The sequence below is a fragment of the Streptomyces sp. NPDC001135 genome (genome assembly GCF_053598395.1).
The window spans coordinates 144072-155985 of record NZ_JBSFKD010000023.1; the positions used below are offsets into that span (position 1 = coordinate 144072).

The following is an 11914-nucleotide window of genomic DNA, read 5'->3' on the forward strand; positions in this document are numbered from 1 at the left end:
GATGGGTGCGCCGCTGGCCGTCCGCTCCGCCGCCTGGCATCTGCCCACGACCCGGACCGCCATACGGGACCTCCCCGAACTCGCGGCCCTCTCCCCGGGGCAACGCGCGTCCCTCCTCGGCCTGGGCGTGGAGGCGGTGTGCGTCGACGACGAGTCGGACGGCACCTCTCTGGCCGTCGCGGCCTCCCACACGGCCCTGGACGGCGCCGGGCTCGGGCCCGACGACGTCGACGCGCTGATCGTGGTGGAGCCCCGGGCTCCCGGCAGACTCGTCGCCTCCGAGACGACCAGGCTCCAGGAGCGGCTGGGGGTACGGCACGCGCTCACCTTCGGGGTGGGCGGGCTGGGCTGCGTGTCCGTGTCCCCCGCGCTGTTCGCGGCGCGTGGGCTGCTCGCCGCCGACGAGGACGTGCGGCACGTCCTGGTGGCGCACGCCAGCAAACCGGCCACACCGGTGCGCTACCGCCACCCCGTGACGGTCAACGGGGACAGCGGCCAGGCCCTGGTGCTGTCCCGCACCGGCCCGGTCACGGTCGTCGACATGGTGCAGGAGTCCAACGGCGCCTACTGGGACCTCTTCCACGTCGTCTACCGGGACCGGCCCGACGACCAGTGGCGCGAGGAGTGCCGGGACCCGGCCGCCTACTCGTTCCGGCTGGCCGTCGAGTCCCGGAACCGGCTGCGGGACCTGCTGGGCCGGCTCCTGGAACGCAACGGGCTGGGACGCGGGGACGTGGCCGGGTTCGCCAGCCAGAACCTCTCGTCCGGCGGATTCGCCTTCATCGAGGACGCGCTGGACCTGGAAATCCTGCCCTCCTGCCGGCAGAACCTCAGGAAGTACGGCCACCTGGGCCCCAACGACATCCTCCTCAACCTGTATTCCGCCCTGGAGAGCAAGGAGATCTCCGACGGCGACCACGTCGTACTGATCAATGTGAGCCCGGTGGCGGCATGGAGCCTGCTGCTGGTGCGGGCCGGCGAGGAAGACGGGACCGACTACCTATGACCCCACAGGAGAAGAAGACCGTGACGACGGTGACGGACGAGATACTGGAATTCCTCGGCTCCGCCACGGGGGAGGAAGTCGGCCCCGACGACGACTACTTCGCCCGCGGACTGGTGGATTCGCTCTTCGCCCTGGAGCTCGTGACCTTCGTCGAGCAGAGGTTCGGCGTCGTCGTCGAGGTCGAGGACCTGCACCTGGACAATTTCCGGACCGCCGCGAGCATCGCCGGGTACGTCGGGCGCAAGACCTCGCCGGGGGGAACGCGGGTGACCGCGTGACGGCCGCCGCCCGGGCCGCCGCCTCGTTCGCCCGGTCCGTGCGCGACCGGGCGGCCGACTGGGACGCACGGGGCTCCCTTCCCGCGGACGTCCGCGGGGAACTGGCCGCCACCGGGCTGCTGGGCGTCGGCATCCCCGCCTCCCACGGCGGCCTCGGCGGCACCCCCGAGGACGTGGGCGAGGTGGCGGCACGGATCGGCGGCGTGTGCAGCGCGCTGCGCGGACTGCTCACCGTCCAGGACATGGTCGCCGCGGCCCTGCTGCGCTGGGGCACCCGGCAGCAGCGGGACCGCTGGGTGCCCCGGCTGGCCACCGGCGAGCGGTTCGCCGCGTTCGCCGCCACCGAGGAGGAGGCGGGCACCGAACTGGGCCACGTGCGCACGACCGTCGACGAGGACGGCGACCACGTGGTCGTGACCGGCCGCAAGAGGTGGGTCACCTTCGGGCAGAGCGCGGACGACGTCCTGGTCCTCGGCACGACGGGGGGCCGCCCGACCGCCGTGCTGGTCGACGGGGACCGTCCCGGCCTGACCCGCGAACCCGTGACCGGGCAACTGGGCATGCGCGCGGCCCACATCGCCCACCTGCGCTTCGACGGGGTCCGGGTGCCCCGCGACAACGTCGTCGCCCGCCCCGGGCTCGGCCTGTCGCACGTCGTGGCCACCGCCCTCGACCACGGGCGCTTCACCGTCGCCTGGGGATGCGTCGGCATGGCCGAGACCTGCCTGGAGACCACCGCCACCCATGCGGTCGCACGCCGTCAGGGCGGTGTACGCCTCGCCGAGCACGAGCTGATCCGCGCGCAACTGGCCCGCTGCGCCGTGGAGACCGAGGCGGCCCGGCAGCTGTGCCTGCGCGCCGCCCGGTTGCGCGAGGAGCGGTCGCCGGAGGCGGTGGCCGCCACCATCGTCGCCAAGTACGCGGCGGCGCGGGCCGCGGGCTCGGCCGGTCAGGGAGCGGTCAGCACCCTGGGCTCGGCGGGGTGCGCCCCGGACAGCACCGCCGGGCGGTTCTTCCGGGACGCCAAGGTGATGGAGATCATCGAGGGCTCCGCTCACGTGGCCGAACTGCACATCGCCGACAGGCTCCTGCGCCGGTACGGCTTCCGCCCCGGGGCCGCACCGGGGAACCAGACAGAGGAGGACACCCGATGACCGCCGAGCAGCCGGCTCCCACCGTCAAGTGCCTGGTGTGGGACCTCGACGACACCCTGTGGGACGGTACGGTGCTGGAGGGCGACGGAGCGGACCCCCGCCCCGCCGCCGTTGAGGCCCTGCGCACCCTGGACCGGCGGGGCGTCCTGCACGCCGTCGCCAGCCGGGGTGACCATGACACCGCCCGCGCTCACCTGGCCCGGCACGGCCTGGAGGAACTGTTCACCGTCCTCGACATCGGCTGGGGCGACAAGTCGGAAGCGGTGCGCCGCATCGCCGACACCCTCGGCATCGCACTCGACACCGTGGCGTTCATCGACAACGACCCCGTCGAACGGGCGGAGGTGGCCGCGGCACTGCCCCTGGTGCGGTGCTACGCGGCGCAGGACGCCGGCCGGCTCACCGGACTGCCGGAGTTCCAGGTGGCCTTCCCCACCCGGGAGGCCGGGGAGCGCCGTCTGCTGTACCGCAGCGAGTGGCTGCGCCGGCGCGCCCAGCAGGAACACACCGGCGCCCCCGCCGCGTTCCTGGCCTCCCTGGGCCTCGTGCTCACCGTCCGCCGCGCCGCGGAGGCCGACCTGCACCGCGCCCGCGAGCTGACGGTCCGCACGCACCAGCTCAACACCACCGGGCGCACCTACGACCTGGAGGAACTGCGGACCCTGTGCGGGTCGTCCCGGCACGAGGTGCTGGTCGCCGACCTGGAGGATCGTTTCGGCTCCTACGGCACCATCGGGCTCGCCCTCGTGGAGCACGAGGGGGACACCAGTGTGCTCAAGCTCCTGCTGCTGTCCTGCCGGGTGATGTCACGCGGGGTCGGTCCCGCCTTCCTCGGGCATGTGGTCCGTGAGACGCTCGCCGCCGGGCGCCGTCCCGCCGCGGAGTTCGTCCCCACCGACGTCAACCGCGTGATGCTGGTGAACCTCCGGTTCGGGGGGTTCGAGGTGGCCGAGCAGACGGACGGGCGGCTCCTGCTGCGCTACGCGGGCCAGGAGCCGCCGGCCGCCGGGGACGGGCCGGTGCGGGTCGTCGTCGAAGAGGCCCGGCGCCTCACGGTGGGCGTCGTCGGAGCGGGCACGATGGGCACCGGGATCGCTCAGTGCGCCTCCGAGGCGGGATTCGGCGTCGTGGTCGTGGACCGCGACCCGCAGGCGCTGACCGCCGGCCCGCAGCGGATACGCGACGGCGTCCGCCTGGCCCGCCTGCTGCGCGGCCCCCGCAGGGCGGACGGTCCGGAGCCCGGACCGGTGCGCTGGAGCGAGGCCCTCGACGAACTGTCCGGCGCCGATGTCGTCATCGAGTGCGTACGGGAGAACATTCCCGTCAAGGAGGCCCTGTTCCGTGAGCTCGACGGCATCTGCCCGCCCGGGACCGTCTTCGCCACCTGCACCTCCGCCGTCCCCGTGGCCCGGCTGGCCGCCGTCACCCGCCGTCCCGGCCGTGTCATCGGCACGCACTTCATGAACCCGGCGCACATCAAGGACACGGTCGAGGTGATCAGGGGCGCGCAGACCGCCGAGGACACCCTCCGCCGGACCCTGGACCTGCTCTCCGCCCTGGGCAAGAAGGCGATCGTGGTGCAGGACGCACCCGGTTTCGTCTCCAACCGGGTCCTGATGGCCACGATCAACGACGCGGCGACCGTCCTTCAGGAGGGCACGGCGGACGCCGAGACGGTGGACCGCGTCTTCCAGGAGTGTTTCGGGCACGCGATGGGACCACTGCGCACCGCGGACCTGATCGGACTCGACACCGTGCTGGACTCCCTGCACGTGCTGCTCGAGTGCACGAAGGACCAACGGTATACGCCCTGCACCCTTCTGGCGGACCTGGTACGGCAAGGCCATGTGGGACGGAAGGGCGGGCGTGGCTTCCATTCCTACGTCCGGTGACGGGCGCCTCCCGCTCCCGCCCGGCCGCTCAGACAGTGAGTGCCACGTTGATGCAAATGCCCACGATGATGATGAGGCCGACCACCCAGGGCCACAGGGGGCGCTCCTTCGAAGGCTTCCAGCTGGGGGTTTGAGACATGTCGATTCCCGTTCCTTGCGAGGTGAACCACTGTGAGCGGACGCGTTCCCGCGGCCCGCCCAGCGAACCTAACTCCGCCGGTCCCCCGGGGCAGGAGAGCCAACTGCAGTCTTCGGGTGCAGAAGACTGCCCCCCGGGCGTCCCCCGCGATGGGCGCGGTGCTCCTTCCCGGCGGCCCGGGCTCCGGCCCGCCTGCGTTGTTTCGCCCCGGCTTAAAGGCATGGTGGCCGGCCTCGGCGGACGGCAGTCTGAGGTCAGACCTCCTCGGACAAGAGGCGGCGGGCGCCCGGCCCTGCCGCGTTTCGGCCCCGGAACGAAAGGACTCCCTCGTGCAGAACCCCTTCGACGATCCCGACGGCCGCTTCCTGGTCCTCGTCAATGACGAGAACCAGCACTCCCTGTGGCCCTCGTTCGCGGAGGTGCCCGCGGGCTGGCAGGTCGCCCACCCCGAGGACACCCACCAGCGCTGTCTCGACTACGTCGAGGAACACTGGACCGACATGCGCCCGAGGAGCCTGGTGGAGGCGATGGAGGGGCAGCCGCGGGCCCGTTCCTGACGGGCTGGTCTCACTTCCGGTCACCGGCCGGGCGGTCCCCGAATCCGAGCCGCCCTGTCACGGCGAGGAACGCGACGAACCCCCCCATGACCACCCACCCCGGCCAGCCGAACAAGCCCATGGTCAGCGGGTCCGGTTCGGCATCCGGCGCGGCGAGGACACCGACCATGCCCACGCTGACCGTGCTCACGAAGGCATGGCCGAGGACGGATGGCAGGATCGAGCCCGAGCGGATCCGGAGCCACGCGAAGACCGGCACCCCCAGCACGCAGCTGATCACCATGGCGGGCACGGCCACGTACCAGGGGCGGCCGGGGTACTGCCCGCCCATCAGCAGCGTGGGCACGTGCCAGAGCGCGAAGGCGGCGCCGGTAGCGGCGTACGCCCTCACCAGGTTCCGGGGTTCACCGGAGCGGGCCAGGCGGGGGAAGAGGTACCCCTGCCAGCCCAGTTCCTCGCCGGCGAACTGGGGGAGGGAGACGAGCAGGGTCACCGTGACCCGGGCCGCCCACGCGCCCAAGCGGTCCCCGTCGAGCTCACCGAAGGGGTAGGTCCCGGTGACCGTGCCCAGGCCGAGGGCCGCGAGGGTCAGCCCCGCCGGTACGGCGAGGGCCGTCAGACAGGCCCGCAGTGCCCGGCCCAGGGGGCGCGGCAGACGCAGGGCCAGGGCCTGCCGCAGCGGGCGGGAAGGCTCGACGTACCGGATGACGAGGACGGCGGCCAGGGCGGGCGCGAACATGGCGACGCCGATGCACGCCTGGGCGAGCCCGTCCGGTCCGGATCGGCCGTCGCTGCGCTCGTAGCCTCTGGCCAGCAGCGGGGACATGGCCGCCCACATCCCCGCGTAGGCGATCGCCAGGAAGACGAACGGGCCGGAGCCGTGAGCCGGGCGGCCGTACGCGGAATGAGCTCTCATGCCGGCGACACTAGGGCCCGCACGGCCGCGGGTGAATCCGGCCCACTCCCCTTTGGGAGGTGGAGTGGTCTGCACTCCCGCACCGGCCCGCATGCCGCCGCACCCCGTCGCGACCCGCGTCCACTCGCCTCGGACAGGGGGCGGCGGCATCCGGGGGTCAGATGTCCCGGAAGGTCTCGATCTGCGCCCCGACCGAGTTCAGCCGCTCGGCGAGATCCTCGTAACCCCGGTTGATGACGTACACGTTGCGCAGGACCGAGGTGCCCTCCGCCGCCATCATCGCCAGCAGGACGACCACGGCGGGACGCAGGGCGGGCGGGCACATCATCTCGGCCGCACGCCAGCGGGTCGGCCCCTCGACCAGCACCCGGTGCGGGTCGAGGAGTTGGAGCCGGCCGCCGAGGCGGTTGAGGTCCGTGAGGTAGATGGCGCGGTTGTCGTAGACCCAGTCGTGGATGAGGCTCTGGCCCTGCGCGACCGCCGCGATGGCCGCGAAGAACGGGACGTTGTCGATGTTCAGGCCCGGGAACGGCATCGGGTGGATCTTGTCGATCGGTGCCTCCAGCTTGGAGGGCCGCACGGTCAGGTCCACCAGCCGCGTACGGCCGTTGTCCGCGAAGTACTCGGGGCTGCGGTCGTGGTCGAGGCCCATCTCCTCCAGGACCGCCAGCTCGATCTCCAGGAACTCGATCGGCACCCGGCGCACCGTCAGCTCCGACTCGGTCACCACGGCGGCGGCCAGCAGGCTCATCGCCTCGACCGGGTCCTCGGAGGGGGAGTAGTCGACGTCGACGTCGATGTTCGGCACGCCGTGCACGGTGAGCGTGGTGGTGCCGATGCCCTCGACCTTGACACCGAGGGCCTCCAGGAAGAAGCACAGGTCCTGGACCATGTAGTTGGAGGAGGCGTTGCGGATGACCGTCACGCCGTCGTGCCGGGCGGCGGCCAGCAGCGCGTTCTCGGTCACGGTGTCGCCGCGCTCGGTCAGCACGATCGGGCGGTCGGGGCGGACCGTGCGGTCGACCCGGGCGTGGTACTGGCCCTCGGTGGCCGCGATGTCCAGGCCGAACCGGCGCAGCGCGATCATGTGCGGCTCGATGGTCCGCGTCCCCAGGTCGCAGCCGCCCGCGTACGGCAGCTTGAAGTGGTCCATGCGGTGCAGCAGCGGGCCGAGGAACATGATGATGGAGCGGGTGCGCACGGCGGCGTCCGCGTCGATCGCCGCCATCTCCAGCTCGGCGGGCGGCACCAGCTCCAGGTCGACGCCGTCGTTGATCCAGCGGGTGCGCACACCGATGGAGTTCAGCACCTCCAGAAGGCGGTACACCTCCTCGATCCGCGCGACCCGGCGCAGCACCGTGCGGCCCTTGTTGAGCAGCGAGGCGCACAGCAGCGCCACACAGGCGTTCTTGCTGGTCTTCACGTCGATGGCACCGGACAGCCGGCGGCCGCCGACGACGCGCAGGTGCATCGGACCCGCGTACCCCAGCGACACGATCTCGCTGTCCAGGGCTTCACCGATTCGGGCGATCATCTCAAGGCTGATGTTCTGGTTCCCGCGCTCGATGCGGTTGACCGCGCTCTGGCTGGTGCCGAGCGCCTCCGCCAGCTGCGTCTGTGTCCAGCCTCGGTGTTGCCGGGCGTCACGGATGAGCTTGCCGATGCGTACGAGGTAGTCGTCTGCCATGGGGTTGAGGTTATCTCAGATATGAGATGGCGCCTGTTGGGGGGTCCGTTCGGGTGACACGCGTGACGGTCCGTCATCGCCGCCTGGCGCGGCGGCAGCCCGCCATCCGGAAAGTTCTGGGCAAATCGGTCGATGTCGCATGACGCTCGGTTACCCGCGCAACCCCGGCCCACGCGTGTCCCTCTCAGTCCGCGAAGGGGGATACACATGGGGATACACATGAGGACCAGGATGCGCCGCCGCCTCGTCGCCGCGCTGCTCGTCGGCTGCTGCTCGCTCGTCTCCTGCGGTACGCGGCACGCGGACGCGGCGCGGGGCGGTTCACCGGCACCGCGGGCGACCGTGGCCGACAGGACCTGTGACATCGAGGAACAGGATCCGCAGACCACGGACGACGACCAGGGGCTTCCGGACACGACGTCCGACGACCAGGGGCTGCCCGACGTGACGTCCGACGACCAGGACGACCAGGGGCTCCCGGACACCACCACCGACGACCAGGGCGGCCAGGACCTCCCGGACACCACCACCGACGACCAGGGCGGCCAGGACCTCCCCGACACCACCAGCGACGACCAGGGGCCGCCCGTGGACGACACCACGGAGGACGGCGCGGGCGTGCCGGGGGCCGGTCCGCACCGCTGGTTCCCGATGGCGCGCGAATTCCGCACGTACCTGACGACGAGCGCCCCGAAGGCGGACGCCGCCATCGCCGCCCATGTCACAAGGGTCTGCGTCCGCACACCCGACGACAGCGGTCGCACGGAGGCCGATGTGTGGGTCGACTACGGCGTGTGGCAGGACGTAGAGCTGCGCAACGCCGCCAAGGCGTTCGCCCACTGGCGTCGGTCTGTGTACGGCGACCACGGTCACGTGACCGCCCTGGCCCCGGCCAAGATGACCACCGATCTGAGCTGGTAGCCGCCGCTGAAGCCGGCCCGCGGTGCGCGCCGGGCCGGGTTGGGCATGACCATCCAGCGCCCATGTACTAGAGTTATCTCGACATCGAGATATCTGCCGAGGCGCACCGTAGCCGCCACTCCAGTAAGGCTTGCCTAACTTAGCCTGACCTCACCGGATCGGCCAACCTGGCGTGGCGGCACGATTGACGGTGGTACGCGCACATCAATGAAGGAGACTGTCGTGTCGGCGAACAGCTTCGACGCCCGCAGCACGCTGCAGGTGGGCGACGAGTCGTACGAGATCTTCCGGCTGGACAAGGTGGAGGGCTCGGCCCGCCTGCCGTACAGCCTCAAGGTCCTGCTGGAGAACCTGCTCCGCACGGAGGACGGCGCGAACATCACCGCCGACCACATCCGCGCGCTCGGCACCTGGGACTCCCAGGCCCAGCCCAGCCAGGAGATCCAGTTCACGCCGGCCCGCGTGATCATGCAGGACTTCACCGGCGTGCCCTGCGTCGTGGACCTCGCGACCATGCGTGAGGCCGTGAAGGAGCTCGGCGGCGACCCCGCCAAGATCAACCCCCTGGCCCCGGCCGAGCTGGTCATCGACCACTCCGTCATCGCCGACAAGTTCGGCACCAACGACGCCTTCAAGCAGAACGTCGAGCTGGAGTACGGCCGCAACAAGGAGCGCTACCAGTTCCTGCGCTGGGGCCAGACCGCCTTCGACGAGTTCAAGGTCGTCCCCCCGGGCACCGGCATCGTCCACCAGGTGAACATCGAGCACCTGGCCCGTGTCGTGATGGTCCGCGACGGCAAGGCCTACCCGGACACCCTGGTCGGCACCGACTCGCACACCACCATGGTCAACGGCCTCGGCGTCCTCGGCTGGGGCGTCGGCGGCATCGAGGCCGAGGCCGCCATGCTCGGCCAGCCGGTCTCCATGCTCATCCCGCGCGTCGTCGGCTTCAAGCTCACCGGCGAGCTGCAGCCCGGCACCACCGCCACCGACCTCGTGCTCACCATCACCGAGATGCTCCGCAAGCACGGTGTGGTCGGCAAGTTCGTCGAGTTCTACGGCGAGGGCGTCGCCGCCACGAGCCTCGCCAACCGCGCCACCATCGGCAACATGTCCCCCGAGTTCGGCTCCACCGCCGCGATCTTCCCGATCGACGACGAGACCCTGAACTACCTGCGCCTGACCGGCCGCTCCGCCCAGCAGGTCGCCCTCGTCGAGGCCTACGCCAAGCAGCAGGGCCTCTGGCTGGACCCGAAGGCCGAGCCGGACTTCTCCGAGAAGCTCGAGCTGGACCTCTCCACGGTCGTCCCCTCCATCGCCGGCCCCAAGCGCCCGCAGGACCGCATCGTCCTCGCCGAGGCCGCCCAGCAGTTCGCCAAGGACGTCCTCAACTACGTCGAGGCCCCCGTCGCCCAGACCCCGGCCGCCGCCGCGTCCGTGGTCGACGAGGCCAGCGCCGAGTCCTTCCCGGCCTCCGACGCCCCGGCCTACGGCCACGAGGAGAACGGGGCCGGCGCCCCGCAGCACGGCCAGGGCACCGGTGCCGTACCGTCCAACCCGGTCCAGGTCACCGCCCCCGACGGCACGACCTACGAGCTGGACCACGGTGCGGTGACGGTCGCGGCCATCACCTCCTGCACCAACACCTCCAACCCGTACGTCATGATCGGCGCCGCCCTCGTCGCCAAGAAGGCCGTCGAGAAGGGCCTGACCCGCAAGCCGTGGGTCAAGTCCACCCTCGCCCCGGGCTCGAAGGTCGTCACCGACTACTTCGAGAAGGCCGGCCTCACCCCGTACCTGGACAAGCTGGGCTTCAACCTCGTCGGCTACGGCTGCACCACCTGCATCGGCAACTCCGGCCCGCTGCCGGAGGAGGTCTCCAAGGCCGTCAACGACCACGACCTCGCCGTCACCTCGGTCCTGTCCGGCAACCGGAACTTCGAGGGCCGGATCAACCCCGACGTCAAGATGAACTACCTGGCGTCCCCGCCGCTGGTCGTCGCCTACGCCATCGCGGGCTCCATGAAGGTGGACATCACCCGTGACGCCCTGGGCACCGACCAGGACGGCAACCCGGTCTACCTGAAGGACATCTGGCCCTCCGAGGCCGAGGTCAACGACGTCGTCGCCAACGCCATCGGCGAGGACATGTTCGCCAAGTCCTACCAGGACGTCTTCGCCGGCGACGCCCAGTGGCAGTCCCTCCCGGTCCCCACCGGCAACACCTTCGAGTGGGACACCGAGTCCACCTACGTCCGCAAGCCCCCGTACTTCGAGGGCATGGGCATGGAGCCGGCCCCGGTCGAGGACATCACCGGCGCCCGCGTCCTCGCCAAGCTCGGCGACTCGGTCACCACCGACCACATCTCCCCGGCCGGCGCCATCAAGGCCGACACCCCGGCCGGCAAGTACCTCACCGAGCACGGCGTCGAGCGCCGCGACTTCAACAGCTACGGCTCCCGCCGAGGCAACCACGAGGTCATGATCCGCGGCACGTTCGCCAACATCCGCCTGCGCAACCAGATCGCGCCGGGCACCGAGGGCGGCTACACCCGCGACTTCACCCAGGACGGCGGCCCGGTCTCCTTCATCTACGACGCCTCGCAGAACTACCAGGCCGCCGGCATCCCGCTGGTCGTCCTGGCCGGCAAGGAGTACGGCTCCGGCTCGTCCCGCGACTGGGCCGCCAAGGGCACCGCGCTCCTCGGCGTCAAGGCCGTCATCGCCGAGTCCTACGAGCGCATCCACCGCTCGAACCTCATCGGCATGGGCGTCCTGCCGCTGCAGTTCCCGGAGGGTGCCACGGCCGAGTCCCTCGGACTGACCGGCGAGGAGACCTTCTCCTTCGCGGGCGTCGAGGAGCTCAACAACGGCACCACGCCGCGCACGGTCAAGGTCACCACCGACACCGGTGTCGAGTTCGACGCCGTCGTCCGCATCGACACCCCCGGTGAGGCCGACTACTACCGCAACGGCGGCATCATGCAGTACGTGCTGCGCAACCTGATCCGCAAGTAAGCGCCGGCACAGGCAGTCGAGGGCCGCATCCCCGGAACCGGGGATGCGGCCCTCCGCCGTACGACGGCACCCGCGCCGGCCCGAACCACCGTGTGCGCGAACGCCGCAAGGGAACCAACCGACCCCCATCAGGACACCCGCGCGGCGCGCCACGGCTACCCGGCCACCCCCCGCTGCCGCGCCGGTCATCCGGCTCCGCACATGACCGACACGAAACCCCCTAGGCCCTGTCGTCACACTCCCGTCTGCCCTCCGGGCGACGACGGGAGCCCGTAGCCGCAGGCTGCCAGGGTCAGCAGGGGGAGTGCGGCGAGCGCGGCTATACCGCGACGGAACAGCTTCGAGC

At 71.2% G+C, this 11914-nt stretch carries 9 protein-coding genes; 7 read left to right on the forward strand and 2 right to left on the reverse strand.

All coding sequences use genetic code 11. The features are described from left to right. Window position 1: 1 nt before the first annotated feature. The 5 genes from ACWC94_RS26345 to ACWC94_RS26365 all read left to right on the forward strand — a co-directional run bounded on the left by ACWC94_RS26345 (window position 2) and on the right by ACWC94_RS26365 (window position 5026). Window positions 2-1006 carry a 3-oxoacyl-ACP synthase gene (locus ACWC94_RS26345; RefSeq protein ID WP_450799520.1) on the forward strand — a complete coding sequence of 335 codons (1005 nt, stop codon included), beginning with the start codon at window positions 2-4 and terminating at the stop codon, window positions 1004-1006. Next, complete coding sequence (locus ACWC94_RS26350; protein WP_450799521.1) at window positions 1003-1284, forward strand: acyl carrier protein; 282 nt, start codon at window positions 1003-1005, stop codon at window positions 1282-1284. Before ACWC94_RS26345 ends, ACWC94_RS26350 begins: the two co-directional genes overlap by 4 nt. Next, window positions 1281-2438 (forward strand): acyl-CoA dehydrogenase family protein, encoded by a 1158-nt coding sequence (locus ACWC94_RS26355; RefSeq protein WP_450799522.1) that lies wholly within the window; start codon window positions 1281-1283, stop codon window positions 2436-2438. The genes ACWC94_RS26350 and ACWC94_RS26355 overlap by 4 nt, the downstream gene beginning before the upstream one ends. Further along, a complete protein-coding gene (locus ACWC94_RS26360) occupies window positions 2435-4330 on the forward strand; it encodes an HAD-IIIC family phosphatase (RefSeq protein WP_450799523.1) in 1896 nt (631 codons plus the stop codon). The genes ACWC94_RS26355 and ACWC94_RS26360 overlap by 4 nt, the downstream gene beginning before the upstream one ends. Before the next feature lie 468 nt (window positions 4331-4798). Further along, window positions 4799-5026 (forward strand): MbtH family protein, encoded by a 228-nt coding sequence (locus tag ACWC94_RS26365; protein WP_450799524.1) that lies wholly within the window; start codon window positions 4799-4801, stop codon window positions 5024-5026. Window positions 5027-5036: 10 nt separating this feature from the next. Here ACWC94_RS26365 and ACWC94_RS26370 read toward each other — a convergent pair whose 3' ends face one another. Beyond that, on the reverse strand, window positions 5037-5942 hold the full coding sequence (locus tag ACWC94_RS26370) for a CPBP family glutamic-type intramembrane protease (RefSeq protein WP_450799525.1): 906 nt from the start codon (window positions 5940-5942) through the stop codon (window positions 5037-5039). Window positions 5943-6099: 157 nt separating this feature from the next. After that, window positions 6100-7629: a helix-turn-helix domain-containing protein gene (locus ACWC94_RS26375; protein WP_450799526.1), complete on the reverse strand. Its 1530-nt coding sequence runs from the start codon at window positions 7627-7629 to the stop codon at window positions 6100-6102. Between the two features lie 219 nt (window positions 7630-7848). Between ACWC94_RS26375 and ACWC94_RS26380 the strand changes: the two genes are divergently transcribed. Beyond that, a complete protein-coding gene (locus ACWC94_RS26380) occupies window positions 7849-8550 on the forward strand; it encodes a hypothetical protein (RefSeq protein ID WP_450799527.1) in 702 nt (233 codons plus the stop codon). 222 nt (window positions 8551-8772) lie between these two features. Beyond that, the gene (locus ACWC94_RS26385) at window positions 8773-11568 is read left to right on the forward strand and encodes an aconitate hydratase (protein WP_450799528.1); all 2796 of its coding nucleotides are present in this window, start codon (window positions 8773-8775) and stop codon (window positions 11566-11568) included. Window positions 11569-11914: the final 346 nt, after the last annotated feature.